The organism is Acinetobacter sp. GQ146 (genome assembly GCF_059758585.1).
This window is the reverse complement of sequence record NZ_JCAXDV010000003.1, coordinates 350,786-375,895: the sequence shown is the minus strand read 5'-3', so window position 1 is coordinate 375,895 and position 25,110 is coordinate 350,786. Positions and strand designations below refer to the sequence as shown.

The following is a 25,110-nucleotide window of genomic DNA, read 5'->3' as shown; positions in this document are numbered from 1 at the left end:
AAACAAATAGCACACTCAAATTACGACGGGTCTGCTTTTAAGGTTTTGGAGAAATGACGTGACTGCAGCCAACCTTGCAAACTCACCACCAGAATGCCAAGCATCACCAAAATTGTCCCAATAATGAAATTCAATTCGATTGTTTCATCCAGCAATACCACACCAAATATCACGCCAAACAATGGGGTTAAAAAGGAAAACACCCCTAAGCGCGATGCTAAATAATGCTTCAGCAGCCAAAACCAAATTAAATAACTGGCAAAAGACACAATAATCGTGTGAAACAACAAACTCCCAATCGCAAAAGGCGTCCAATGAATCGTCGCCTGCCCCATGGCAAACGCCAACGGGAATAACAGCAAAAATGCGATCAGCAATTGATAAAATAAAGTTTGTGTTGCTGGGGCTTCAGCCAGCTTAGTTAAACGTACAGCAATGGTGGTTGCAGCCCATAAAATACCGGCCAGTAAAGCCAAAGCATCGCCCCATAATGCCGTTGCAGAGGCCGCTTGCGATCCTGCGGGATGCAATAAAAATGCAACACTGATACCGAGAAAGGCAAGTCCAATGCCACTCCATTGCACGATATTGAGTCGCTCAGAAGGCAGTTTCCAGTGCAAACCTAGGGCCACAAAAATCGGGGCGGTATACAGCAGCACCACCGTATGTGAAGCAGAAGTAAAACGTAAAGCCTGCGCCACCAAAAAGAATTCCGATGCAAAGAGCACCCCCACCAAAATTCCTGCGGGTAGATAATCACGACTCCACAAAGAAGCCCCATCTGCCAGCTTAATCATGGGATAAACCATCAGTGCAGACAGACCTGAGCGCAAGGCAATTTGCATAACGGCAGAAATATCTGGTGCAGCCATTTTCAAAATCACTTGCTGCAAGCCCCAAATAATACACAGCACAAACATGATGCTTGCGGCCTTACTGTCTAGTGCCTGACGATTACTCACGCTCTACTCCACCTAAATTCAAGTGCAATCACTATAGCTCTGTCATTTTTATAAGATATACTTCAAAACAGACAAAACATGCTATTTTTCGGGCAAAATCTGGTGGAGGTGATCTATGCCTACGCGTGCACAACATGACTATTATCCAATGCCCACCAATGATGAAATACCCGCCCCACTCTGGTTGCGTATTTCCGATGCACCTGCGGAATCTTGCTATCCCATGCATGAACACGCTTGGGGAGAGTTTGTTTATGCTTTGAATGGTGTATTGGAAGTTAAGGTTGATCAGCATCATTTTCTAACGCCACCGCCGTATGGTATTTGGTTGCCTCCAAATTTAAAACATGCAGCTATTAACCGGACTGATGTGACCCATTCCACCTTGTACGTACATGAAAGCCTGTGTGCAGCCCTGCCTAAACAGGCCGGTATTTTACTGACTTCGGCTTTAGTGCCAGCGTTGCTACATCATTTACGGCAACATCCTCTGCCCGATCATGATCCAGAACATTTACGTTTATTACATGTGCTTTTAGATCAGCTGCGGCATGCTGAATGGGTTGGCAGTTACTTACCCACCACCCAGCATCCTGCCTTACACAGTTTATTAAGTTATCTGCAGCAATCTCCTGCCGACCAGAGTACGCTGGCACAGTTAGCTCAACGGATTAATATGACTGAACGCACACTGGCGCGGTATTGTCAGCAAGAACTGGGGATGTCTTTAAATGAATGGCGACAGCGCTTTAAAGTCATGAAAGCCATGTCGATGCTGAATGAAAATAGAACCGTTGAAAGTATTGCACTAGATCTTGGCTATGCCAATGCTTCCGCTTTTATTAATTTATTCAAACGCTGGATGCGTTGTACGCCCGATCAATTTCGTAAAGAGTATGCAGCGGAGCATCCCCAAAAATAAAAAAAGACTGTATCAACAGTCCTTTTTTTATCGTTATCTCACACTTAGTCTTGAACAAAGGTGTTCCAGACATAGTCTTGTTGCTGACCTTTGAGCGTCATTTTCAGCTGATCCCCTGCTTGTAGTGCTGCCACGCCTGCTGGTGTCCCCGTCATAATCACATCCCCCACTTCTAGGGTAAAGACTTGACTCATATCGGCCAATAACGTGCCGATATCAAAAATCAAATGTGAGGTATTGCCCTGTTGGCGCAGTTCATCGTTCACTTGCAAGCTGTAATGCACAGCGTCCCAGTCTTGCACCACATCGGAAACTGGAATCCAATCTCCGAGCATACACGAGCCATCAAAGGCCTTGGCGCGTTCCCACGGTTGACCTTTTGTCTTCAGATCATCCTGTAAATCACGCAAGGTTAGATCCAAACCTAAGGTCACTGCACCCACAGCTTGTAAGGCTTTCAGCGGATCAGTCTCCGCTTTCAGTTCACGATCAATGCGCAGTGTCAGTTCACACTCATAGTGACAACTGCCCCAAGCCGAATTCCACGAAATTCCATCTTCCAATGCCTTTAAGCTGCTCGGTGGCTTTATAAACAATACCGGACGATCGGGAATGGCATTTCCCAACTCTCTCGCATGGTCTGCATAGCTACGACCCACACAGACAATTTTAGATGGACGTGTACTCATGATCTTCCCTTCGACTTGTTGTGACAATAAATCTTATTATTTAAAATGCTTAAAGGTATTTTCAAATATGCTTTGATCTTCAGGCGCTGCAAAAGCCCGTTTCGGTACAATCACTACGGTACGATTTTTTAATTCAAGCATATAGGTCAGTTTGCCGACCGCAAAATTCTGTACTTCGTGGTAATGCACCACTTTTTTACGACCATTGGCATAAATATCCGCATGTTCCTGATACAAATCTATGCCTTGCTCGCTTTTTCCAAATTGATATTTCACAAACTGACGCTTAAACATCATCGGCAAAAACCAATAACGTAAAACCAGCTGCAACACCAAGAAAAATACGCCGAGTGCAACGTAATAGCGTCCCACGCCAGTCAAGCCCAAATAAATGCCCCAACCAATAATTGCAATACTAATCAATGGGGTAATAAAACGGGTAAATAGTTTTTTACCGAAGGTGGCTAAGGCAAAGCCATCCTGAGATTCTTCAAGGTTTAAATAGTAACGTAAAGATAAGGCAGGCTTGCTGTCTGACATAAATCCATCATCAATCTGAAAACGAGACTGCACCATAGTACACCAAATTTCAGCTTTTCTTTATGCTTTTCACCACGGTTCAGCAAGAACAGATTTGAGCGTTGTCATGAAATCGACATGCTTTTGAATTATTTTAGGCACAAAAAAACCGCAAAAAATGCGGCTTTTTTTTTTGGCATAGTATTGTTTCAATATCTATGCAATCAAGTTGGTGCGCTCAGAGAGATTCGAACTCCCGACCCCTTAGTTCGTAGCCAAGTGCTCTATCCAGCTGAGCTATGAGCGCGACGTCTTGATGGAGCGAATTATACGTGTTTTTTTCATTTTGATAAGTCTTTTTTCACAAAATTGCAAACATATGCCTAGATAATGGACGATTCATGCCTAAAAGTGCAGTTTTAATACAGATCAGATTATGATGTAGTACATTGAGTCGCATGATTGCCAAAATTTAATTGACCGAAATGCTCTGTAAACGCTGTTGGCAACCAGAACATAACCAAACATATTCCTGACTCTGCATAATTTTAAATAAACCCGCTTCACCAATCAGTTCATCAAAGCAGGTATCGCAATCATGTTGCCCCATCCAATAGGCATTTTCTAGCCATAAATATTGGTAGTAACCATCACTGAATATCATGCTGCCTTCCTGTTCTTGTTATTGCACAGACTATACAAAGCCATGTGATCTAGGAGAAGAGTTCCGTGCAAGCATGACGACAACGGTTGTCGTATTAAAGAAATGCATTAAATTTCAGACACAAAAAAACCGCAACATGTGCGGTTTATTGTTCAAGTTGGTGCGCTCAGAGAGATTCGAACTCCCGACCCCTTAGTTCGTAGCCAAGTGCTCTATCCAGCTGAGCTATGAGCGCATTACTTGTGTGCCAATTCAGGCGATACGTTACATACAGTTTACTTATTGGTGCGCTCAGAGAGATTCGAACTCCCGACCCCTTAGTTCGTAGCCAAGTGCTCTATCCAGCTGAGCTATGAGCGCGACATAAGTAAAGTTGGCGGTGAGAGAGGGATTCGAACCCTCGATACAGTTGCCCGTATGCATCCTTAGCAGGGATGTGGTTTCAGCCACTCACCCATCTCACCGTAACGTGCCGCCATAATACAAACTTAACCCTAGTACTGCAAGCACAGCCGCTCTTTTTTTTGCATTTTTTTGCTCAATTAAATACTTTTTAAACAATTCACTCCAACTTGAACAGAATTTACTCTACAACTGCGCTTATCACACGCAGAATTTAGTCTTTCACCGCCCACTGCCTGTGGAAAAACACATTATTGCAATCATTTACGTGCAGTCTGACGCAGCATGTCTTATGCTAATCCTATCTTCTGACACAAAACCAAATCCATGATGAAAAATTGGGTCGATCCTGAAGCCAAGGCAGAAGCCGAACGCTACGAAAATCCTATTCCGAGCCGTACGCTCATTTTAGAAACCATAGAACAATTAAACGCGCCACAATCTCATGCTGACTTAGTGGAACACTTCCAAATTGCCGATCAAAAAAGTATTGATGCCTTAAGTCATCGTCTCATTGCTATGGTACGTGATGGCCAATTGATGAAAGATGGCTTTAAATTCCAGCGTATGGCTGATCAACCGAGCTATGAAGCTACGGTCTATATTAATAGCAAGGGTTTTGGTACAGCCAACATTGCTGGACATGACGATTTGCTCCTGCCTGAACGTGAACTGCGCCAAGTCTTTAATGGCGATCGCGTAAAAGTGCAGCAAACTTCGGTGGACCGTAAAGGTAAAGCTTGGGGCTTCATCTCGGAAGTCGTGCAACGTCGTGTGAAACAGATCATTGGTAAAGTTTCGCAACATGACGGTGAATACTTTATTCAACCGGGCAATCCGAATGCGCACCAGCCAATTACTTTAGAAAAAGAGCTGATCGAGCATGCACAGCTGAAACTGGGTGACTCGGTCCGTGTGGCGATTGATGATTATCCAACCCGTGAAGAATTTGCGACTGGCCATGTAGTCCAGTCCATGGCAGACAAGGCGGATACGGAAATCATTATTCCGCAAACCATTTTAGAATTTGGTTTGCCGTATGAGTTCCCTGAAGAGGTACTCAAAGAAGCGGAAAGTTTTAAAGAGCCCAATGCCCAAGACCGCGAAGGTCGCATCGATTTACGTGATCTACCATTAGTTACTATTGATGGTGAAGATGCACGTGACTTTGACGATGCCGTATATGCAGAGAAACGTGCAGGTGGCGGCTACCGTGTGGTGGTGGCCATTGCGGATGTCAGCCATTATGTGCGGATCGGTAAACCGCTAGATGATGAAGCACAAGAACGTGGGACTTCAGTCTATTTCCCACACTTTGTCTTGCCGATGCTGCCTGAAGCCCTTTCCAATGGACTGTGTTCTTTAAATCCACATGTGGACCGGTTGTGTATGGTCTGTGATTTAAAACTTTCCCGTTCAGGTCGTGTGACTGGTTTTGAATTCTATCCTTCGGTCATGCATTCCAAAGCCCGTCTAACCTATACCCAAGTGGCACAATATTTTGATGGGGACAGTGCTGCGGTGCCTGAAGATCGAGACGTCCGCAAATCCCTCAATACCTTATTGCAGCTTTATCAGGTACTGAAAGATTTACGTGGTAAACGTCATGCCATGGAGTTTGAAACGGTCGAAACCTACATGACCTTTGATGACTTGGGCGGTATTAACGAAATTCTGCCGCGTACCCGTAACGATGCGCACAAACTGATTGAAGAATGTATGTTATTGGCGAATGTGGCTGCGGCTGAATTTGCACTCGAGCATGACATTCCAATGCTGTATCGTGTGCATGAGCCACCTGAGTTTTCACGTATTCAAAAAGTCCGCGATTTTGTCAAACTGTTGGGACTGAAATTCCCAGACCAGCCGACCCAAGCTGACTATCAGGCGGTAATTGAAGCGACCAAAGACCGTATTGATGCGCCAAGTATTCATGCTGTGTTACTGCGTTCCATGATGCAAGCCTATTACGGCGCCAAAAATGCCGGACATTACGGTTTGGCCTATGAAGCTTATACGCACTTCACTTCTCCAATTCGTCGTTACCCAGATTTATTGTTGCACCGTGCCATTAAAGCCAAATTGGCTGGCAAACCGTTCCCGCTTTCAGGGGCGGCACTGGATGATGCAGGCGAGCATTTCTCTCAAACCGAACGTCGTGCTGATGAAGCCTCTCGCTCGGTGACCATGTGGTTAAAGTGCCACTATATGCAACAGCACTTGGGCGATGAATTTGTCGGTGTCATTTCAGCAGTGGCTGAATTTGGTTTATTTGTGACCCTGAAAGACTTCTATGTCGACGGCATGGTACATGTCAGCCAATTAGGGGATGACTTCTTTGTATTTGACCAAGTCAGTCAAAGTCTGGTTGGGCAAAATCGTGGTCAAACCTTTGGTTTAGGCGATGAAGTCAAAATTAAAGTGGCTGGGGTGAATCTGGAAGAGCGAAAAATTGATTTTGAACTCGTTCAGCAACTTACCCATGCAGGTCGCGCTGTACGCAGCCGTGCTCCGCGGGTCGCTAAGACAGCACCGGCACAAGTGAAAGAAGAAACCTTTAACCCACGTGCCGCAAAAGCCCCAACGGAAGCGCGAGAATCAGGTGATCAAGCTGTTGCGAAAAAGAAAGCCAAGCCTAAACCAAGCGCTTACGGCAAAAAAGCCGACAAGAAAACATCGGATAAGACCGATGTGAAAAGCAAGGATAAGGCCAAGAAAAAGAGCAAAGCCAAAAAGAAAAAAGCCAACGCTAAATCGCGGAATGAATAATATTGCATAGGTGTTAAGACCCAAGGTCTTAACACCTTTTATATCCACGCTTATGAATATTTTTCGATTATTTCTCAACAAACCCATCAGTCAGTATCATCCGCTGTTTTACTTTTTAGCAACGCGTAGCCGACGTGCACTCCGCTATTGGCAATGGAAAACCGATGGTAAGGCTTATGCCCAACAAAAGTGCCCAATACCCTTGCCGTATCGGGTGAAAAAACATCAATCGGTCTTGATCCGTAAATTAGGCGACAGCGAACAACACTGGCAGCATAACAAAGTCATCAACCTGAAAATTGCCAGCCCCTGTATTTCAGGTATCTTGATTCATCCCCAGCAAACCTTTTCCTTCTGCCAATTGGTCGGACAACCCACACAGGCCAAAGGCTATGTTGAAGGCATGGAACTCAGTTTTGGCCAAGCCCGTGGCGGGATTGGCGGTGGCATTTGTCAAATTGCCAATCTGATACATTGGTTGGTGCTACATAGCCCCTTACAAGTAGTACAACGGGCACAACACTCCTTTGACCCCTTCCCCGATCAAGGGCGTGTTTTACCGTTTGGCAGTGGGGCGGCCATCTTTTATAACTATATCGATTATCAATTTTATAATCCGACGCCACATAGCTTTCAAATTCGGTTGTGGTTTAGTGAAAAATGTCTGGAAGGTGAACTGCGCTGCTCGGTAGATTTGGGCTATGTCTATCATGTGTTTGAGCAGAATCATGCTTTCCTGAGCATCGGTCAAGATTATTATCGTCAGAATGAAATTTGGCGGCATCGCAAAGAAAAGTACAAAAGTGGCGAGATTCTCTCGACCGAATGTATGACCAAAAATTTTGCCAAGGTTCTATATACCCCGCAGCAGATTGACCAATCTTATGCCTCTTGGGCTGAATTTGAGTCAGATGTGAAAACTAAAGCAATTAAACCTTGATTTCCGCGCTCATCATCCCTACATCTAGAGATAAGTTCAAAATCATATGGCGATTATAAATGCACTTAGATCAAGCAACCCTTCCTGTTCCTCAGTTTGATCACATTCAGCTTAGCGAATTAAAACAAAAAATCGAACAAGCCATTCAACACGGTCAGCAGTTTTTAGCAGAATTAAGTACGGTTCCCGCTCAGCATCAAGCGCAACTTGATGTCTTAACTGAAGTTGATGAACTGGAAAATAATATGAGCGAGTCATGGGGTATTTTGTCCCATCTCAATGCGGTAATGAACAATACTGAAACGCGCGAGTTGTATCAGTCCTTACTCCCAGCCCTCAGTGAATATTACACGGCTCTGGGGCAACACACCGTGCTGTATCAGACCTATCAACATGTGCATGATGCCCCCGAGTTTGCGCAACTTGCTGTGGCACAGCAAAGTGCCATCAAGCTGGCCTTGCGTGACTTCAAACTGTCAGGGGTGGCGTTAGAAGGTGAAGCGAAAAAACGCTATGCTGAAATTTCAGCTCGCTTATCGCAACTGTCTTCCGACTTTTCCAATCATGTCTTGGATGCTTCTCAAGCTTATTTTAAACCTTTAACTAAAGAACAGCTTAAAGGTTTACCTGCAAGCAGCATTGAACTATTAAAACAGTATGGTCAGCAGCGCGAGCTCGATCAGGCTGTAGCCACTTTGGATATTCCCGCCTATTTGGCGATTATGACTTATGCGGAAGACCGCGCCCTGCGGGAAGAGTTGTACCGTGCCTACACCACGCGTGCCTCAGACCAAGCCGAGCAAGCTGAATTTGACAATACTCCAGTGATGGAAGAAATCCTGAGTCTGCGTCAGGAAATGGCACAATTGCTCGGTTTCAATAACTATGCCGAACTCTCCCTCGCCAGCAAAATGGCACCTGATGTCGATAGCGTAGCCCAATTTTTGGTTGAACTGGCACAACATGCCCGCGCACCTGCAGAACGTGAAATTGCAGAATTAAAAGCCATTGCCCTGCAAGATGGCATTCAAGAATTACAGCCATGGGATACCAGTTTCTATTCAGAAAAACTCAAGGTCCAGCAATTCAATCTTTCGCAAGAAGATTTAAAACCGTATTTTCCAGCCCCGAAAATCATTCAAGGTTTATTCAGCATTGTCGAACGTTTGTATGGCATTCAAATCATTCAACGTGAAGCCCCTGTCTGGCATCCTGATGCCCAGTATTTTGAATTAGAAGACCAAGGCAAAGTGCTGGGTGGCTTCTATTTCGATTTATACGCACGCAATGGTAAACGCGGTGGTGCATGGATGAGCGGCTTCCGTTCCCGTATGCAAACCGCACAAGGCTTACAAAAACCGATTTGCTACATGGTGTGTAACTTCACCCCTCCGATTGCAGATCAGGCAGCCTTACTCACCCACGATGAAGTCACGACTTTATTCCATGAATTTGGACACGGCTTACACCACATGCTGACTGAGGTCGACCAGATCTCTGTGGCAGGGACCCATGGGGTGGCTTGGGATGCAGTGGAATTGCCAAGTCAGTTTATGGAATTTTGGACATGGGACAAGGAAAGCTTAGATTTACTCAGTGAGCATATTGAAAGCAAAGCGGTTTTACCGGACTCGTTACTCAAAGCCTTACTCGATGCCCGCTTCTTCCAGTCGGGTATGCAGACTCTACGTCAAATCGAATTTGCCTTATTTGACCTCAATATTCACCGCGCCCATCCGGCCCTGAATGCTGCTGGGATTCAAACAACGCTTGATCAGATTCGACAGCAATATGCCGTTGCTCCGACTACGGCTTATAACCGCTTCCAGCACAGTTTTAGTCACATTTTCGCAGGTGGTTATGCAGCGGGCTATTATTCTTATAAATGGGCGGAAGTTTTAGCCAGCGATGCCTTTGATCGTTTCGAACAAGAAGGCATTTTTAATACTGCGACTGGCAAAGAGTTCCGTCAGTTTATTCTAGCAGTTGGCGGAAAAGATACAGCTCTTGATGCATTTATCAATTTCCGCGGACGTGAACCAAAAATAGATGCATTATTACGTCATCAAGGTTGGACGAACGCTGATAAAACCGCTTAAACTACGTCATTATTGTTCACAGGGTGTAATTAACTGACATGAAAAGACAGTTCATCGCGGGCGCAAAATGCCCTAAATGTGGTGCGTTAGATCGTGTGGTTAAGTTCACTACTGTGGATGACGAGTGGATTGAATGTATCGACTGTGCATATTCAGAAAAGCGTCCGACCCATGTCGAACCTGCTGAACCTGAACATCCAGACGAAATTGGGGTCATTCAGTTCCAACCTCGTCAGCCCAAATAACGACAAGGTTTCAGTCATGACGCTAGATCAAAGACAAAATTCAAAACTTTTAATGGGGATCATTGCAGGACTCACCGCAGTGGTGGCAATTTTTTTAGCCTACCAGTGGATGACTTCGGCTCAACCAAAGCATGAAATCGAACAGCCACCTGTGGCTAGAGCCGCTCAGCCCGCCGAGAAACAAGCTGCGCCTGTAGCGGAACAGGCTGCGTCTACAGCAAGCGCAATAGGAGCTGAACCTCCTGCTCAATTGGTCGATGAAGCTATTCTCAAACAAGATATTCCGCAAAATACGTCTTTAGCCAAAGAAGAAATCGCCAAACTGGATGACATTCAGGTCCAACTGAATGAGCAAGAACAAATGCTCAAAGCTCAACATAAAGATGCTGATGATCTGATTGCCTTAAAAGAAGAACAAATTAAATTGCTGGAAGCACAGCTGGCACAAGCCCAGTAACCTCCCTTCACAATTCGGTTAGCTTTGCATAGAGCTAACCGAATTGAAGCCAAAACTCGGTCTGAGATCGCTTTCAATACCAGTCCCTCCTTGAGTCACCCACACGCCTGTTTTTAACTACTTGCTTTACAGACCAGTCTACTGATCAGGATGGCTGTTGGAAATATGCCGACATGCAGCAGTACACAACCGCTTCAATCCATTGGTTAAAGTTCATTTCAGCTGGGTCACTATGCTTGATTTCGAGCTGGCCGTTATAGCCAGAAAGCATTTAAGATCGGTACAAAGATAGACACAAGCTCACTTCCACCAACGGTCTAAGTGCATGGCTTAACTCTCGACTTTTTCTATACCTATCACTTCTGAACATTCTTTGCCCATGCTTTTGCATCAATTAAGAACTTGAAAACCGAGCTAATATTTTTAAGCATCATTGTTTAAAACCTCAAAAAAAATAAAGCACCCTAGGGTGCTTTATGGCATTGCAATTGGCTTTTACTGATACCAGCCAAACAGTTTAAATAGGTAAGGCACATAGGCAATCATCAGCATGGCAGGGAATAACACCAGCAATGGCAAGATCCAGCGTTCATAACGATAATAGAAAGATTGATGTCGTACTTCTGCATCTGCCTCTGCTACTTCTGCATCACCAATCGACTGACGTGCCAACAAATGATTGAGAGCTACAGGCGGGGTCACATAACCCAGCTCAAAACCAATTAAGGTAATCATCCAGAAATGCACTGGATGAATGCCATATTGATAAGCCACAGGAGCAACCGTTGCCGAGATCAGAATCACGGCGCCAAACGGATCCATAATCATCCCCACCACAATCATCAGCACCACAATCAGGCTAATCACCAAATAGATACTGGCAATATCGGTTGGGAACATACTCATGACTTCTATGCGTTCCAAGAAGCCTCCCACACTAACCGACAACGCCATCAGAATGACTAACGCGCCAATATGTCCAACTGTCTCGCTGGTGGAAATATGCAAAGCTTTCCAGAAACCAACTTGACGCATTGGATCAAGTTTTTCTGAATGGGCAACCGCATGATTAACAGCCAGTTCATCTGCCGTGGTCGCCGCATGCATACTTTCACGATACTCAACGCTCCCTGATAATGCTGCCCCAGCCAATGCCGGTGGCGTTTGTGTACGATAAGGAACATCAAGCGTTTCATCCCAATGCCCCACGGCCTGAATAGGTGCAGGTTCATGACGTAATTTATCGTAGAGCACCATAATCAATAAAATAATTGGCATCATCACAGGCGCGGTAAATTCATTGAGATCTGTAGATAATGCATATTTATAAAACAGCCAGATCAGTACAAAAATCAAAATATACGGCATGACTGGTGCAAGCGCACGGAATGATTGAGGTGCTGCTATAGATAACGGTGCAATCCGGAACTTTTGTTCCGCCAAGAATAATGACACCACTAAAAATAAGGTAGAAGTTAATAAGAAGGTATAACTACCGTACTGATAGAGCCAATCTGTAGTGACTTCCTTGTTCAACGAAGCCACCACCACAATGAGTAAACATGGTCTTAACACCACGCCCAGTGAACCCGACATTGCCGTCGCTGCCAAAGCAAATTGGCGACGTCCACCCGCATTCCAGACTTCTTTATAAATAATTGCCCCGGCTGCAATCACGAAAATCCCAGATGCACCGGTATAGGCGGTCGGGAGTGCGGCAGCAATCAGGATTAACCACGTCAGAGTTTCAGGTGCCAGATTCCATGGACGAAGAATATTTAAAAACAGATCCACAATTCGTGTTTGCTTTAACAGCATCCCCGCCCAGATGAATAAGGCAAGATTCAGGAAGATACTGGAGAACTCAACCAGTTGTCCCAAATAAATCCCTTGCCCCATCGGGTAATCCATAAAAAAAGTAAAGGCCACACCAGTAATCACGGCCATATAGGCATACAGCGGTACACTCAGAAAAGCCATGCCCAAACGACCACCATCTTGCGTTACTTGAGGCGGTTTAAATAACTGGAACACACTGATGATCGTCAACAGGCTAAATAAAACCATCCACATCCAGTAAATACTGAACATCTCAGCGGTCATCGGTACACCCGAGTTCTTAACGGAAGAGTATTGACTCAAACTAGAACTCACCAAAAACCCATTGGCCAGTAGCATCAAGACACCATAAACACGGAAATCTATCTTGGTGGTCGGGCTGCGCAAGCCAATATGATGGGTTTTTAAGGTTGCACTGATCGCGGCGAAGACCACCATCAACACCAATAAAATGGCACGATTTTCACTGCCGAATTTGAAAACTCCAAAGAATGTAGTCTCAACCGTCCGGTATGCCCTTAAGGTTGAATGTTCTTGCATATGCTGCTGCGCTTTATCATAAAACTGATACTTTTCTTCGCATAAGCCCTGCGCAGCAACAATTGAAGCTCGGACATCCGACTCAGAAGCCGTGCCAAAAATATCTGCAAATTCATCTGCTGCATTGGTTTGCATTTGTGCTTGTACTAAAGCATCAATATTGGGCTGCCGATTACAATCAGGTGGTGTGGGTTCCGCACGAAGAAAAGAATATTGCATGCCTTTTGCTGGGTCACCGTACAGGCTTTCCCCCATACGCAGCAATTGACCATGAATCATTTCTCCTGTACCGATAATCAGTGTCAGAATCAGCAACACCAAGATCACAAAGGCGGAAATCCATTCAGTCCAAATATATTTAATCTGATCTAGTCCAGATCGTTTCTGTCCGGCATCGTACATGTGCGTTCCTATTTTTTATTTTAATCATCATCAACAGTGATGTTGTCTTCCTGAATGAATAGGACATCTCCATCTCCTATTCGTATCTTTATTTTCTTTTTCACTCTGCATGTTTTCTGGACAGAAAATAATGACTACTTTGTTTTTCTTTCTGCTTAAAATGTCAACTGCTTAAGGTCGCGCGCTTCACAGCAAGTAAATAATACAACCCGGCAATCAATGCGCCCCAAATTGCCCCTAAAAGATGTGCTTCAACCAATACCGGACTACCAATCAGCTCTGCGGTTCCCGTATTACCAATGGTATTTTCCCAGACCAACTTGATGAAAATTAAGCCTAAAACCCCAGCAGCAAATTTGCGTTCTTTACGGTAGCAGAGATGAATGATGGCAACCGCAACATAAGCCCCATGCAGTACGCCAGATAATCCTGCATAGGCTTCAATGCTGGGATAAAAATAATAAAAGCTGAGACTCATACAGACAGGAAGCAGCAAAAGTAAAGCAGCAAAATGCCACACCCTGACATGTGGAAAAATAAAGGGGAAACAAGCAAATGCCAGCATATTCAAAAGATAATGTACCCAGCCTACATGCACCCAATGGGCAGTCCAGAGTCGCCAGAATTGAGCCAGCAAGTCGGGATGCCAATAAATAAAATAGTCAGCAAAAATCTGTAAACTGGCGGATATTGAAGCGACTAGCGCAATAAAAACCACTTTCCGGGTTAAATCTGGATCATGCATTTTCTTACCCCTCTATGCTTACTTCATTTTAGGGAATAGCAAATACCACATTGATAGATTAGTGATTCGTGGTGCTCGCGGTATCTTCGCTGGCATTAAATAAATCGTCTAATCCTGTGGCATCCTCCTGCTCATCCCAGAAATGGCTCATGCCCTCATCACCAGTGCGTTTACCTGTATGTTCAGTCCAGTAGCGATCGGAAATCCCTTGCACCATACTGGCGGCCATACTATCAATCAGTTTGAATTGAGGGTTGACTGGCTTTTCATCTGAACGAGCGGCTGCAAATTGTTTTAACGCATCTCGAATTTTGGCATCATCCCCACTCGCTTGGGCTGCAACCGCATACAGGGCATGAGGTAATCGCACCCCTTTTTGTTCTCCAATTTGCATGGATTGTTTCAAGGTTTGATACGGATCTGGTTTACCATCACCCGCGCCAGGCAATAAAGTCCAAATTGCGGCACGTGTTGCTTCAGGCGTTCCCCAGAATTTTTCATTGTTTAAACACACCATCCCACGCTCAACAATCGCCGCAATATCTTTAGGTACATTCATCGCACCACCTGAGTTAATGTCATTGGTCATGGCTTGCAAACCACTGAGCATCCCCAGCAAATAAACAGTCTGGTCTAAATCACTTTTCATTTTTGGGCAGCTTTCACCCAAAGCTTGCTGATACTTCGCTTGCCAGCGCTTTTCTAGCAACTGATAACCTGTATATTGACGTTGAGCGGCAACCGCAGACCAGCGCTTTTGTTCAATCCGCGCATCTTGTGCTTCCGTAACCTGCCCCGATTTTGATGCCCGTAGATAACGCAATTCTGCCTCAAGCGCTTTATTTTCAGCACATGTTCCAGCCGCAGAATATAATAAAATGGCAATACGGGTTGGATCTGCTCCCATATCTTGGGTAGCCATAATCGCTGGGGTTAAAGCAGTGCCTGAATTGCACACCATGTCTGCATCATCCATGGCTAAAATGGGCGGTACAACGTGCTTTTCACTGAAGCCTAAAGCGACATTTGCACCCGACTTCACCACATGAGAACATCCTGTAAAAATGGTAGTTGTAATCATTAAAATCGCCATACCTTGGCCAATTTTCTGGACTTGCGACATTTTCCTGTCCTCTATCTTTTATTGTTTGTGTCCTTCGCAGTAAACATAGCAGAAGCAATTTGCGAATTAAAGAGTATTTACTCTAATAACAATCTGTACTTTGCCATGAAAAATAAAGAGAAAAATTGACTGTACTCAAACGATTTAGAAATTTTAGGCAAAAAAAAGTAGCATTGCGACGGTTCAGCACATGCTACCTATTAAATGAACGCCCGTAGGGGCTTTATGTTTGTGCAAATCGATCCTTCAGCACTGTTCCTAAACGTCCTATCACAATTGCCAAAACAATCGCGACCATTAGAAACATCCACGTTGGAAACATCATCTCAATTTCCTCGTTTGCTGTTTGGTGGTTTTAATGTACAAAGAAAAGCGAAGGGATGACCAGAAAATTGTCTAACAATTTATACTTTATGCCAATTAATTCAGAAGCTGTCTAACAATGAATTTTAGTAATTATATTAATTTATTGATTTTTATAAACTTAAAACAAAACAAACAATCACAAGCTGTCTAACAATCAGAGCATTTTTGCCAATACTTTTAATCTTTTCCAGTCCTGTAAGGACAATTGATCACGCCAAATTACACAGGAGTTGGAATGATTCGCTTGAAAATACAAGACAATGTAGTAGTGATGATCCACCACGCGTTGTAAATTGAAACGGTGGACCTCATGTTGCAGATACCCCACTGACCACTCCGTCATCGAATAGGGTTCGAGATAATACAGCCGTGGCTGTTTAAAATGAAATCGCGTTGAAAGCAGCAATAGCATGACAGCGAGCACGGCAAGCCACACTGGCAACAGCATCAGGCAAAAACTCAAAATCAAACTGAGCAGCCCTATTTGAACCGCAATCGCTATCCGGCTGCGGTTCAAATAAAAGGCATTCTCAGCCATGTACATAATGCTTTAATTTTACAATCAGGCTTTTAATTTCTGGGCGTGGCGGTTCACCCACTTCCATGAACCAGTCCAATAAATCAGGATCTTCTTGATCAACCAATTCGGCAAATAATGCCTTTTCTTCAGGAGATGCTTTTAAGTAGTAATTTCTAACATAGGGGTCAAAATACACATCAATTTCTTTTAAGCCACGACGCGCACGATAAATTACTTTACGCTCTTCTAGTGTCATTTCTTCGCTCATTGTTATCCCCTTTAGCCAAACAAAACTGACCTAGTTTAACCGAATCACCAATCCTTTTTCGAGCCTTTTGCATGGAATGACGAAATCTATCATTTTTAATATGGAATTGAGCATTCAGCACATTGTTCCCGTTAGCGCATTCTTTTAAGTTCAATCTCACAATTATAATTTAAGGATATTATTCACATGCAATCTGCCGCGATTCGACCTTTAGACCATATGCTGCCACGCCAGTTATTTAACGCAGAACATGAGGCATTTCGTGACACTGTGCGTAAGTTTTACCTGCAAGAAGTCATCCCAAACACTGAAAAATATGAGCAACAACAACATGTTGATCGTGATCTTTGGAACAAGGCAGGTGCACTGGGCTTATTATGTGCCACAATGCCAGAAACCTATGGTGGCTCAGGTGTCGATCGCCTCTACAGCATGATTCTGATTGAAGAACAAGCCTATGCCATGGACTCTGCAACAGGTTTTTCCCTCCACTCCGATATTGTTGCCAATTATATTTTAAACTTTGGCAATGAGGCTCAAAAGCAGCATTGGCTCCCTCAAATGGCATCCGGTGAAGTGGTTACCGCGATTGCCATGACCGAGCCAGGTACAGGTTCCGATTTACAGGCTGTACGTACCACCGCGCTATTGGATGGTGATGATTATGTCATTAATGGTTCCAAAATATTTATCACCAATGGCTACCTGTGTGACATGGCGATTGTGGTCTGCAAAACCGGGAACAGTGACAAAGGCTCGGCCAATTTATCGCTGCTACTGGTCGAAGCAAATCGTGCAGGTTTTAGTAAAGGCAAACCGCTGAATAAGATTGGCATGAAAGGACAAGATACCTGCGAATTATTTTTTGATAATGTCCGCGTCCCCAAAGAGAATTTATTGGGTACTGCAGGCATGGGCTTTATGATGTTGATGAAAGAGCTGGCATGGGAACGTATGTTGGTCGCGATCATTTGCCAAGCTGGTACTGAAGCTGCTTTTGCGCATACTGTACAATATACCAAAGACAGACATGCGTTTGGCAAACCGATTGCCAGCTTTCAAAATACCCGATTTAAGCTAGCCGAACTTCGTACTGAAATTGATGTTTGCCGTGCCTATTTGGATGGATGTATGCAACAGCAATTACAAGGACAACTCGGAGTAGATGCCGCAGCAGCAGCCAAATACAAGATTTCAGAGCTGTATTCTAAAGTGGTCGATGAGTGCTTACAGCTACATGGCGGCTATGGCTATATGCTGGAGTATCCAATCGCACGTGCCTATATTGATAACCGTGCTAATCGCATCTATGCCGGCACCAATGAAATTATGAAAGAACTGATTTCTCGCACCCTGTGATTTTTCTAGCCGCATAAAAAAGGAGCTTGAGGCTCCTTTTGCTTTTATCATCCACTAAGAGACCAATTTCGGCTTCCGCTGATCATGAGGCAACGCTTTTTGGAATTTCAATACCGAATCTTCAAAAGTGGCCTGCTTCAACGCTTTACGGTCTGCCAGATAATTATTGCTCACTTTCCAAGGTGCATGTTTACCTTGCTTAGGCATCACATTGGCGGCACGCGCAATATATCCAGAAGTGAGACTCCCCATCACCGTGTCTTCCAACAGTTCGGACTGATCTCCTTGCGGAATGACCTGTACATAGCCTTTCTGATCCATGTAATTTATTAAACGGCAAATATAGTCCGCGGCAATATCCACTTTTAAAGTCCATGATGCATTAATATAGCCAATAATCATCGCCATGTTCGGTACATCACTGACCATCACGCCCTGATAAAGCATATGTTTCGACGTATCGATCGGCTGACCATCTAAAGTGACTTTAATACCGCCCAGAATCTGAATCTCCAGTCCTGTCGCAGAAACAATAATATCCGCCTCAATCTGTTTACCCGATTTCAACAACACCCCAGTTTCAGTGAAGCGTTCAATTAAATCCGTTTCAACACTCGCTTGACCTGAACGTAAAATCTTAAATAAATCACCATCAGGCACCACACATAAGCGCTGATCCCAAGGATTATACGTCGGAGTAAAGTGCTTCATATCCACTTTACCCTTGAGTTGGTATGCAATCGACTTTAATAAGAATTTACGCAGTAATTTGGGTTGCTTCTGGGCTAGGGCATAAATACCTCGTTGCATGCCGATATTTCGGGCACGCGTGAGTTTGTAGGCGACATCCTCAGGCAGGTATTTACGCATCTGATCATAAACAAAATCAACAGAAGGTACAGAAGCAATATAAGTCGGTGAGCGTTGTAACATGGTCACATGGGCAGCACCACCTTTGGCCATAGCAGGCACCAAAGTAATCGCGGTAGCGCCACTACCGATAATCAGGACCTTTTTCCCGCGATAATCTAACTTTTCAGGCCAATGCTGTGGATGAATAAATTCACCTTTAAATTCAGGCTGATTTGGGAATTTGGGCTGATAACCATGTTCATAGTTATAGTACCCCGTACAACCTAAAATAAAATTCGCGATCCAAGTCTGTTTCTTTTTCTTATGGTCTTCAATTTCAACCACCCATTTCTGGATCTCAGAATCATAATTAGCTGAAAGCACGTTATGTTGAAAGTGAATTTTAGATAAAAGACGAAACTCCTCGACCACTTCGGACAAATACCCCTTGATTGCGGCACCATCCGCCAACACACTGGATTGCTGCCAAGGCTTAAAATTATAGCCAAAGGTCGACATATCCGAATCAGATCGAATGCCTGGATATTTAAATAAGTCCCAAGTGCCACCAATACTGTCACGACGCTCAATAATTTCGTAAGAGCGATTTGGATTATTTTTAGATAAATGGGCTGCTAAACCAATGCCTGAAATACCAGCACCAATAATCAATATATCAATTTGCTTTTCCATGTTGTTTTTATAACCCTACGAATAATACATTTTTATTAAAACACAATTCTGACAATGATCAATGTCAAGTTGAGTTAAAACATCGATAAAAACGTATCATTTCGGGACATCATTTAATATTGTCTAACAACAGACATTAAAAAAGGTCGGTTAAAAACCGACCCTTTTTAAGAACAACTGAATAGCTCTACGAAATTATTTAACTTCGCGATCTACTAGTTCAACGTAAGCCATCGGTGCAGCATCACCCGCACGGAAGCCCGCTTTAAGAACACGTAGATAACCGCCGTTACGTTCTTTGTAACGAGGGCCAAGAACGGTAAATAATTTACCAACAGTTGCTGCTGAACGAGTACGAGCAAACGCTAAACGACGGTTTGCAACAGTATCGTTTTTAGCTAAAGTGATTAAAGGCTCAGCAACGCGGCGTAATTCTTTAGCTTTAGGAACAGTAGTTTTAATTAACTCGTGTTCGAACAAAGAATTAGCCAAGTTTTGGAACATCGCTTTACGATGACTGCTTGTACGGCCTAATTTCACACCACTATTACGATGACGCATGGTGATAGTCCTACTAAATTAACGGCTACGATAGGCGAAACGATCGTCCATACGGAGACTAGCTGGTGGCCAGTTCTCTAAACGCATGCCGAGTTGTAAGCCTTTAGAAGCCAGAACATCTTTGATCTCAGTAAGCGATTTCTTACCAAGGTTAGGAGTTTTAAGTAACTCAACCTCAGTACGCTGTACAAGATCACCAATGTAGTAAATATTTTCTGCTTTTAAACAATTCGCAGAACGAACAGTAAGCTCTAGATCATCTACTGGACGAAGCAAAATTGGATCAACTTCTTCACGAGGTTCTTGAGCAACAGGAGCTTGATCTTTCTGAAGGTCAACAAAAATTGCAATTTGTTGTTGCAAGATTGTTGCCGCTTTGCGGATCGCTTCTTCAGGATCAACTGTACCGTTGGTTTCAAGATCAATGATCAGCTTATCAAGGTCAGTACGTTGTTCTACACGCGCATTTTCTACGATGTAAGACACACGTTTGATTGGGCTATAAGAAGCATCTAACTGTAAACGACCCACTGGGCGAGTTTCGCCTTCTGGGAAACGTGAGTCAGAAGTCTCATAACCACGGCCTTGAGCAACCTTAAGGCGCATTTTTAATGAGCCAGTTGCACTTAATGTACCGATCAAGTGTTCAGGGTTAACCACTTCAACATTATGAGGTAAACGAAGGTCAGCAGCAGTTACGTCGCCAGGACCTTGTTTTTCTAATGTCAAATAAGCTTCATTTTGATCGAACAGCTTAATAGACAATCCTTTCAGGTTCAGCAAGAGCTCGACGATGTCCTGCTGCAAGCCTTCCAAGGTACTGTACTCGTGCTCGACACCTTCAATTTCAACTTCAACCACAGCTGCGCCAGGTAAAGAAGAAAGAAGGATGCGACGTAAAGCATTACCAAGAGTATGACCAAAGCCACGCTCTAATGGTTCTAGAATAACTTTTGCCGAGGTCCCGCTAACCGCTTCGACCTTGATCGCTTGCGGAGTTAGAAACTCATTTGCAGTACGCGTCATATTGCTACCTCAAGGATTATTTAGAATACAATTCTACAATCAAGCTTTCGTTGATTTCAGCAGGTAAATCAGAACGATCAGGTGCAGCTTTGAACGTACCTTCTAGCTTAGAATGATCAACTTCCATCCAAGCAGGAATACCACGTTGAGCAGCTAATTCAATTGCGTTTTTGATACGTAATTGTTGTTTAGCACCTTCGTGAACTGCAATTACATCACCCGCTTTTACTTGGATAGACGCAATGTTAACACGACGACCATTCAAAGTAATGCTACGGTGAGATACGAGCTGACGAGCTTCTGCACGTGTAGAACCAAAACCCATGCGATAAACAACGTTATCAAGACGGCTTTCAAGCAATTTCAACAAGTTTTCACCTGTTGCGCCTTTAACACGAGCAGCTTCTTTATAGTAGTTACTAAATTGACGCTCTAAAACACCGTACATACGACGTACTTTTTGTTTTTCACGTAATTGTAGTGAATACTCAGATTGTTTTGCACGGCTCTGACCATGTTGGCCAGGAGCTTTAGCATGTTTTTTAGTCTTAACGTCAAATGGTTTAACGCCAGATTTTAATTGCAGGTCTGTCCCTTCGCGGCGAGAGAGTTTGCATTTTGGACCAATATAACGAGCCATGAATGTTTCTCCTTACACGCGACGTTTTTTAGGTGGACGGCAACCGTTGTGCGGGATTGGAGTCACATCGGTAATGCTGTTAATTTTATAACCCACTGCACCTAATGCACGAACCGCAGACTCACGACCAGGACCAGGACCTTTTACAAGGACGTCCAAGTTTTTCAAACCGTAATCTAAAGCAGCTTTACCAGCGACTTCAGCAGCTACCTGAGCAGCAAACGGAGTTGATTTACGTGATCCACGGAAGCCTTGTCCACCTGAAGTAGCCCAAGCCAATGCATTACCTTGACGATCAGTGATCGTTACAATGGTGTTATTAAAAGAAGCGTGAATGTGTGCGACACCTTCAGAGACGGTACGAGTGACCTTCTTGCGTGCGCGAGTATCTTTAGCCATCTTTTAGCTTCCAGAAATCTTATTTCTTAATAGGTTTGCGCGGACCTTTACGGGTACGTGCGTTAGTTTTGGTGCGTTGTCCGCGGACAGGCAAGCTGCGACGATGACGAAGACCACGGTAGCAGCCTAAATCCATTAAACGTTTAATGTTCATGGAAATTTCGCGACGTAAGTCACCTTCGGTAGGAACCTTAGTAACTTCTGCACGAATCGCATCAAGCTGAGCATCATCTAATTCACGAATCTTTGTAGTTGGCGCGATACCTACAGCAGCTAAGATGTTCTTAGCAGTGTGGCGACCAATACCAAAGATATAAGTGAGAGAGATAACAGCATGCTTGTTATCCGGAATGTTTACACCGGCAATACGAGCCATTCAATTTTCTCCAAAAAGGCAGTAGAGATAATCAACCGCCCCACAAAAATCTTGAGGGGCGGATAATAACCTAATTAGCCTACTGAAATCAACAGGTCTTGATCAGATTAACCTTGACGCTGCTTATGACGAGGTTCTGCGCTGCAAATTACGCGAATAACCCCATTACGACGGATAACTTTACAGCTACCACAAATTTTCTTTACAGAAGCTTGTACTTTCATGATGAAACCTCTAAGTGCGCTTATCCCTTCGGATGAGCAGTCGTTTTTCTCATTAATGTTTGACTATCATATTGATGAGATGTGAGGTGTGCTTGCAATTGAGCCATGAAATCCATAACCACAACAACAACGATCAGCAAAGAAGTACCACCTAAATAAAAAGGTATACCAAAAGAGCTTTGCAAAATCATTGGCATTAAACACACGATCGTAATATAAATCGCACCAATAAATGTCAAACGATTGAGAATATGATCTAAATAACGAGCAGTTTGCTCACCTGGGCGAATACCAGGCACATAAGCTCCGCTGCGTTTTAAGTTTTCTGACACTTCTTTAGGACTAAATACTAGCGCCGTATAAAAATAACAGAAAAAGATAATTAACGCACCAAAGAGCACCAAATACAACGGCTGTCCAGGCGACAATAAAAGTGCCAAATCTTGTAGACCGCGCTTGATTACACCTGCACTCGGATCTGAACTACCTACCCATTGTCCCAGACTGGCTGGAAACAACAATAAAGAGCTCGCAAAGATCGCTGGAATCACACCTGCCATATTAATTTTTAATGGCAAATGCGTTTGCTGTGCAGTAAATACACGACGACCCTGCTGTTTTTGGGCATAATTTACTGGAATGCGTCGTTGTGCTTTCTCAATAAATACAATTGCTGCTAACACCGCTAATGACAACAAGCCAAAAATTACCAAGCCAATTAGACTTGTTTGACCGTTATCCACCGATGAAATGGATTGCATAATTAAATTAGGTAATCCAGCCACAATACCAGCGAAAATGATCATGGAAATACCATTACCCACTCCGCGCTCAGTAATTTGTTCACCCAACCACATTAGGAACATGGTACCTGCAACCAATGAGGTTACAGCAGGTACATAGAAAGCCAATCCAGATGACAGGGTGATTCCCTGACTGATCAGACCTGCACACATACCTGTCGCCTGCACTAAAGCTAACAGCAACGTACCTTGACGTGTATATTGGTTAATCTTACGCTTCCCTTGCTCACCTTCTTTTTTCAAAGCTTCTAGTGATGGAATCACTGTCGACATTAACTGCACAATAATGGATGCAGAAATATACGGCATAATTCCCAAGGCAAGAATAGACATTCTTTCTAATGCACCACCTGAAAACATGTTAAACAAACCAAGGATCGTACCTTGGTTTGCATTAAAAAGATTTTCAAGTGCAGCATTATTAATGCCCGGTACTGGAATATGCGCTCCTAGTCGAAAGACCAACAATGCACCAAATAAAAACATCATTCGGCGAATAATTTCACGGTATTTCACGTAAAATGGTTGCCCTTTCATCATGTGAACATGACCTGAAGAACTAGGAGACATAGACACTCGCGATTACTCCTCGACTTTGCCGCCAGCAGCTTCAACAGCAGCTTTAGCGCCTTTAGTCAATGCAACACCTTGAACAGTGAATGCACGAGTAATTTCACCAGAAAGTACGATACGAGCACGAAGCATATCTTTACGTACAACATTCGCTGCTTTTAAAGTTTCAAGTGAAACGATATCACCTTCAACTTTAGCAAGCTCTGATAAACGTACTTCAGCAGTTTTTAAAGCGATTTGGCTAGTGAAGCCGAATTTAGGCAAACGACGATATAACGCAGTTTGACCGCCTTCAAAGCCTGGACGAGTACCACCACTTTTACGTGAGTTTTGACCTTTGATACCGCGACCACCAGTCTTACCAACGCCAGAGCCGATACCACGACCAACGCGAAGATTTTCGCGTTTAGCACCTTCTGCAGGTGCAAGTTCATTTAAACGCAGAGTCATGGCTTATTCCTCTACACTAACCATATAGTAGACTTTGTTGATCATACCGCGGTTAGAAGGCGTATCTTGCACTTCTACAGTATGACCAATACGACGCAGACCTAAACCTTGTAAGCAAAGCTTATGATTCTTCAAGCGATGCGAAGCAGATTTAGTCTGGGTAACTTTAATCGTTTTCATGATTATTACCCTTGAATTTGTTCTACAGAAAGACCACGTTTAGCAGCTACTTTCTCTGGAGAAGTCATATCACGCAAACCTTTGAAAGTTGCGTTTACAACGTTCGCAGCATTTGTAGAACCGTAACATTTAGCAAGTACGTTTTGTACACCAGCAGCTTCAAGAACAGCACGCATAGCGCCACCAGCAATTACGCCAGTACCTTCAGAAGCAGGTTGCATGTACACACGGCTTGCACCATGACGAGCATTCACAGGGTGTTGTAAAGTAGTACCAGCAAGGTCTACAGTAATCATGTTACGACGTGCAGCTTCAAGTGCTTTAGAGATAGCAGCTGGAACTTCACGCGCTTTACCACGACCGAAACCTACACGACCATTACCATCACCCACAACAGTTAATGCTGTGAAAGAGAAGATACGACCACCCTTAACAACTTTGGCAACACGATCAACGGCTACCAGCTTTTCAACAAGACCTTCGTTTTGTTCAACTTTAGCCAT

27 protein-coding genes and 4 tRNA genes are annotated in these 25,110 nt (G+C 43.9%); 7 read left to right on the top strand and 24 right to left on the bottom strand.

From position 1 onward, the window contains the following. Positions 1 to 20 precede the first annotated feature (20 nt). Positions 21 to 962 carry a DMT family transporter gene (locus AC6CHI_RS07865; protein ID WP_498120500.1) on the bottom strand — a complete coding sequence of 314 codons (942 nt, stop codon included), beginning with the start codon at positions 960 to 962 and terminating at the stop codon, positions 21 to 23. A gap of 115 nt (positions 963 to 1,077) precedes the next feature. Between AC6CHI_RS07865 and AC6CHI_RS07860 the strand changes: the two genes are divergently transcribed. Beyond that, the gene (locus tag AC6CHI_RS07860; protein WP_498120498.1) at positions 1,078 to 1,884 is read left to right on the top strand and encodes an AraC family transcriptional regulator; all 807 of its coding nucleotides are present in this window, start codon (positions 1,078 to 1,080) and stop codon (positions 1,882 to 1,884) included. Between the two features lie 44 nt (positions 1,885 to 1,928). Here AC6CHI_RS07860 and AC6CHI_RS07855 read toward each other — a convergent pair whose 3' ends face one another. From AC6CHI_RS07855 to AC6CHI_RS07825, 7 genes are all read right to left on the bottom strand, one after another. Next, positions 1,929 to 2,576: a fumarylacetoacetate hydrolase family protein gene (locus AC6CHI_RS07855; RefSeq protein WP_498120559.1), complete on the bottom strand. Its 648-nt coding sequence runs from the start codon at positions 2,574 to 2,576 to the stop codon at positions 1,929 to 1,931. Between the two features lie 33 nt (positions 2,577 to 2,609). After that, a complete protein-coding gene (locus AC6CHI_RS07850) occupies positions 2,610 to 3,113 on the bottom strand; it encodes a YcxB family protein (protein ID WP_458891959.1) in 504 nt (167 codons plus the stop codon). A gap of 209 nt (positions 3,114 to 3,322) precedes the next feature. Beyond that, positions 3,323 to 3,399 (bottom strand) — tRNA-Arg (locus AC6CHI_RS07845). Between the two features lie 165 nt (positions 3,400 to 3,564). Beyond that, complete coding sequence (locus AC6CHI_RS07840; protein ID WP_458891646.1) at positions 3,565 to 3,756, bottom strand: hypothetical protein; 192 nt, start codon at positions 3,754 to 3,756, stop codon at positions 3,565 to 3,567. A 158-nt stretch (positions 3,757 to 3,914) separates the two neighbouring features. Further along, a tRNA-Arg gene (locus AC6CHI_RS07835) sits at positions 3,915 to 3,991 on the bottom strand. A 48-nt stretch (positions 3,992 to 4,039) separates the two neighbouring features. After that, positions 4,040 to 4,116 (bottom strand) — tRNA-Arg (locus AC6CHI_RS07830). 14 nt (positions 4,117 to 4,130) lie between these two features. After that, positions 4,131 to 4,220 (bottom strand) — tRNA-Ser (locus AC6CHI_RS07825). A 265-nt stretch (positions 4,221 to 4,485) separates the two neighbouring features. On the opposite strand from AC6CHI_RS07825, the gene rnr reads away from it, so the two are divergent. The 5 genes from rnr to AC6CHI_RS07800 are packed head-to-tail and all read left to right on the top strand — an operon-like array spanning position 4,486 to position 10,668. Further along, positions 4,486 to 6,927, top strand: a complete 2,442-nt coding sequence (rnr, locus tag AC6CHI_RS07820; protein WP_498120496.1) for a ribonuclease R — start codon at positions 4,486 to 4,488, stop codon at positions 6,925 to 6,927. 52 nt (positions 6,928 to 6,979) lie between these two features. Beyond that, entirely contained in the window at positions 6,980 to 7,867 is an 888-nt protein-coding gene (locus tag AC6CHI_RS07815) for a VanW family protein (RefSeq protein WP_498120494.1), read from the top strand. A 59-nt stretch (positions 7,868 to 7,926) separates the two neighbouring features. Next, positions 7,927 to 9,966, top strand: a complete 2,040-nt coding sequence (locus tag AC6CHI_RS07810) for a M3 family metallopeptidase (protein ID WP_498120492.1) — start codon at positions 7,927 to 7,929, stop codon at positions 9,964 to 9,966. A gap of 38 nt (positions 9,967 to 10,004) precedes the next feature. Further along, positions 10,005 to 10,211, top strand: coding sequence for a YheV family putative metal-binding protein (locus tag AC6CHI_RS07805; protein WP_458891650.1), 207 nt, complete (start codon positions 10,005 to 10,007; stop codon positions 10,209 to 10,211). A gap of 16 nt (positions 10,212 to 10,227) precedes the next feature. Continuing rightward, a complete protein-coding gene (locus AC6CHI_RS07800; protein ID WP_498120490.1) occupies positions 10,228 to 10,668 on the top strand; it encodes a hypothetical protein in 441 nt (146 codons plus the stop codon). Between the two features lie 495 nt (positions 10,669 to 11,163). Here AC6CHI_RS07800 and AC6CHI_RS07795 read toward each other — a convergent pair whose 3' ends face one another. The 5 genes from AC6CHI_RS07795 to AC6CHI_RS07775 all read right to left on the bottom strand — a co-directional run bounded on the left by AC6CHI_RS07795 (position 11,164) and on the right by AC6CHI_RS07775 (position 16,471). After that, entirely contained in the window at positions 11,164 to 13,449 is a 2,286-nt protein-coding gene (locus AC6CHI_RS07795) for a TRAP transporter large permease subunit (protein ID WP_498120488.1), read from the bottom strand. Positions 13,450 to 13,612: 163 nt separating this feature from the next. Beyond that, positions 13,613 to 14,194: a rhombosortase gene (gene rrtA / locus AC6CHI_RS07790; protein WP_498120486.1), complete on the bottom strand. Its 582-nt coding sequence runs from the start codon at positions 14,192 to 14,194 to the stop codon at positions 13,613 to 13,615. A gap of 58 nt (positions 14,195 to 14,252) precedes the next feature. After that, the gene (locus AC6CHI_RS07785; RefSeq protein WP_498120484.1) at positions 14,253 to 15,317 is read right to left on the bottom strand and encodes a hypothetical protein; all 1,065 of its coding nucleotides are present in this window, start codon (positions 15,315 to 15,317) and stop codon (positions 14,253 to 14,255) included. Between the two features lie 520 nt (positions 15,318 to 15,837). After that, positions 15,838 to 16,221, bottom strand: coding sequence for a protein YgfX (locus AC6CHI_RS07780; RefSeq protein WP_498120482.1), 384 nt, complete (start codon positions 16,219 to 16,221; stop codon positions 15,838 to 15,840). Beyond that, positions 16,214 to 16,471: an FAD assembly factor SdhE gene (locus AC6CHI_RS07775; RefSeq protein WP_458891656.1), complete on the bottom strand. Its 258-nt coding sequence runs from the start codon at positions 16,469 to 16,471 to the stop codon at positions 16,214 to 16,216. Before AC6CHI_RS07775 ends, AC6CHI_RS07780 begins: the two co-directional genes overlap by 8 nt. 186 nt (positions 16,472 to 16,657) lie before the next feature. Here AC6CHI_RS07775 and AC6CHI_RS07770 point away from each other — a divergent pair, with 186 nt between their 5' ends. Continuing rightward, positions 16,658 to 17,830 carry an acyl-CoA dehydrogenase family protein gene (locus AC6CHI_RS07770; protein WP_498120480.1) on the top strand — a complete coding sequence of 391 codons (1,173 nt, stop codon included), beginning with the start codon at positions 16,658 to 16,660 and terminating at the stop codon, positions 17,828 to 17,830. 54 nt (positions 17,831 to 17,884) lie between these two features. On the opposite strand, the gene AC6CHI_RS07765 is transcribed toward AC6CHI_RS07770, so the two are convergent. The 11 genes from AC6CHI_RS07765 to rpsE form a co-directional block, all read right to left on the bottom strand. Next, entirely contained in the window at positions 17,885 to 19,375 is a 1,491-nt protein-coding gene (locus AC6CHI_RS07765) for a flavin-containing monooxygenase (protein ID WP_498120478.1), read from the bottom strand. A 195-nt stretch (positions 19,376 to 19,570) separates the two neighbouring features. Beyond that, a complete protein-coding gene (rplQ, locus tag AC6CHI_RS07760) occupies positions 19,571 to 19,936 on the bottom strand; it encodes a 50S ribosomal protein L17 (RefSeq protein WP_004974746.1) in 366 nt (121 codons plus the stop codon). Between the two features lie 18 nt (positions 19,937 to 19,954). After that, positions 19,955 to 20,962 carry a DNA-directed RNA polymerase subunit alpha gene (locus AC6CHI_RS07755; RefSeq protein ID WP_016168586.1) on the bottom strand — a complete coding sequence of 336 codons (1,008 nt, stop codon included), beginning with the start codon at positions 20,960 to 20,962 and terminating at the stop codon, positions 19,955 to 19,957. A 16-nt stretch (positions 20,963 to 20,978) separates the two neighbouring features. After that, positions 20,979 to 21,602, bottom strand: coding sequence for a 30S ribosomal protein S4 (gene rpsD / locus AC6CHI_RS07750; protein WP_038346085.1), 624 nt, complete (start codon positions 21,600 to 21,602; stop codon positions 20,979 to 20,981). Positions 21,603 to 21,614: 12 nt separating this feature from the next. Further along, entirely contained in the window at positions 21,615 to 22,001 is a 387-nt protein-coding gene (rpsK, locus tag AC6CHI_RS07745; protein WP_004281491.1) for a 30S ribosomal protein S11, read from the bottom strand. Between the two features lie 19 nt (positions 22,002 to 22,020). Beyond that, on the bottom strand, positions 22,021 to 22,377 hold the full coding sequence (gene rpsM / locus AC6CHI_RS07740) for a 30S ribosomal protein S13 (protein WP_016168588.1): 357 nt from the start codon (positions 22,375 to 22,377) through the stop codon (positions 22,021 to 22,023). A 107-nt stretch (positions 22,378 to 22,484) separates the two neighbouring features. Continuing rightward, complete coding sequence (gene rpmJ, locus AC6CHI_RS07735) at positions 22,485 to 22,601, bottom strand: 50S ribosomal protein L36 (protein WP_000867907.1); 117 nt, start codon at positions 22,599 to 22,601, stop codon at positions 22,485 to 22,487. Between the two features lie 20 nt (positions 22,602 to 22,621). Continuing rightward, complete coding sequence (secY, locus tag AC6CHI_RS07730) at positions 22,622 to 23,941, bottom strand: preprotein translocase subunit SecY (RefSeq protein WP_458891960.1); 1,320 nt, start codon at positions 23,939 to 23,941, stop codon at positions 22,622 to 22,624. 45 nt (positions 23,942 to 23,986) lie between these two features. Continuing rightward, positions 23,987 to 24,427, bottom strand: coding sequence for a 50S ribosomal protein L15 (rplO, locus tag AC6CHI_RS07725; RefSeq protein ID WP_458891660.1), 441 nt, complete (start codon positions 24,425 to 24,427; stop codon positions 23,987 to 23,989). A 3-nt stretch (positions 24,428 to 24,430) separates the two neighbouring features. Beyond that, positions 24,431 to 24,607 carry a 50S ribosomal protein L30 gene (gene rpmD / locus AC6CHI_RS07720; protein ID WP_004985357.1) on the bottom strand — a complete coding sequence of 59 codons (177 nt, stop codon included), beginning with the start codon at positions 24,605 to 24,607 and terminating at the stop codon, positions 24,431 to 24,433. Between the two features lie 5 nt (positions 24,608 to 24,612). Continuing rightward, entirely contained in the window at positions 24,613 to 25,110 is a 498-nt protein-coding gene (gene rpsE / locus AC6CHI_RS07715) for a 30S ribosomal protein S5 (RefSeq protein WP_273778400.1), read from the bottom strand.

Bases quoted from the DNA above. Each gene is read 5' to 3' on its own strand.
- rpsM (WP_016168588.1), bottom strand. From the start codon at position 22,377: ATGGCTCGTATTGCCGGTGTAAACATTCCGGATAACAAGCATGCTGTT.
- rpmJ (WP_000867907.1), bottom strand. From the start codon at position 22,601: ATGAAAGTACAAGCTTCTGTAAAGAAAATTTGTGGTAGCTGTAAAGTT.
- rpmD (WP_004985357.1), bottom strand. From the start codon at position 24,607: ATGAAAACGATTAAAGTTACCCAGACTAAATCTGCTTCGCATCGCTTG.
- AC6CHI_RS07815 (WP_498120494.1), top strand. From the start codon at position 6,980: ATGAATATTTTTCGATTATTTCTCAACAAACCCATCAGTCAGTATCAT.
- rplQ (WP_004974746.1), bottom strand. From the start codon at position 19,936: ATGCGTCATCGTAATAGTGGTGTGAAATTAGGCCGTACAAGCAGTCAT.
- AC6CHI_RS07780 (WP_498120482.1), bottom strand. From the start codon at position 16,221: ATGGCTGAGAATGCCTTTTATTTGAACCGCAGCCGGATAGCGATTGCG.
- AC6CHI_RS07785 (WP_498120484.1), bottom strand. From the start codon at position 15,317: ATGTCGCAAGTCCAGAAAATTGGCCAAGGTATGGCGATTTTAATGATT.
- AC6CHI_RS07800 (WP_498120490.1), top strand. From the start codon at position 10,228: ATGACGCTAGATCAAAGACAAAATTCAAAACTTTTAATGGGGATCATT.
- AC6CHI_RS07770 (WP_498120480.1), top strand. From the start codon at position 16,658: ATGCAATCTGCCGCGATTCGACCTTTAGACCATATGCTGCCACGCCAG.
- AC6CHI_RS07860 (WP_498120498.1), top strand. From the start codon at position 1,078: ATGCCTACGCGTGCACAACATGACTATTATCCAATGCCCACCAATGAT.
- rplO (WP_458891660.1), bottom strand. From the start codon at position 24,427: ATGACTCTGCGTTTAAATGAACTTGCACCTGCAGAAGGTGCTAAACGC.
- rrtA (WP_498120486.1), bottom strand. From the start codon at position 14,194: ATGCATGATCCAGATTTAACCCGGAAAGTGGTTTTTATTGCGCTAGTC.
- rpsD (WP_038346085.1), bottom strand. From the start codon at position 21,602: ATGGCTCGTTATATTGGTCCAAAATGCAAACTCTCTCGCCGCGAAGGG.
- rpsE (WP_273778400.1), bottom strand. From the start codon at position 25,110: ATGGCTAAAGTTGAACAAAACGAAGGTCTTGTTGAAAAGCTGGTAGCC.
- AC6CHI_RS07850 (WP_458891959.1), bottom strand. From the start codon at position 3,113: ATGTCAGACAGCAAGCCTGCCTTATCTTTACGTTACTATTTAAACCTT.
- AC6CHI_RS07805 (WP_458891650.1), top strand. From the start codon at position 10,005: ATGAAAAGACAGTTCATCGCGGGCGCAAAATGCCCTAAATGTGGTGCG.
- rpsK (WP_004281491.1), bottom strand. From the start codon at position 22,001: ATGGCTAAAGATACTCGCGCACGCAAGAAGGTCACTCGTACCGTCTCT.
- AC6CHI_RS07755 (WP_016168586.1), bottom strand. From the start codon at position 20,962: ATGACGCGTACTGCAAATGAGTTTCTAACTCCGCAAGCGATCAAGGTC.
- rnr (WP_498120496.1), top strand. From the start codon at position 4,486: ATGATGAAAAATTGGGTCGATCCTGAAGCCAAGGCAGAAGCCGAACGC.
- AC6CHI_RS07840 (WP_458891646.1), bottom strand. From the start codon at position 3,756: ATGATATTCAGTGATGGTTACTACCAATATTTATGGCTAGAAAATGCC.
- AC6CHI_RS07775 (WP_458891656.1), bottom strand. From the start codon at position 16,471: ATGAGCGAAGAAATGACACTAGAAGAGCGTAAAGTAATTTATCGTGCG.
- AC6CHI_RS07810 (WP_498120492.1), top strand. From the start codon at position 7,927: ATGCACTTAGATCAAGCAACCCTTCCTGTTCCTCAGTTTGATCACATT.
- secY (WP_458891960.1), bottom strand. From the start codon at position 23,941: ATGAAAGGGCAACCATTTTACGTGAAATACCGTGAAATTATTCGCCGA.
- AC6CHI_RS07765 (WP_498120478.1), bottom strand. From the start codon at position 19,375: ATGGAAAAGCAAATTGATATATTGATTATTGGTGCTGGTATTTCAGGC.
- AC6CHI_RS07795 (WP_498120488.1), bottom strand. From the start codon at position 13,449: ATGTACGATGCCGGACAGAAACGATCTGGACTAGATCAGATTAAATAT.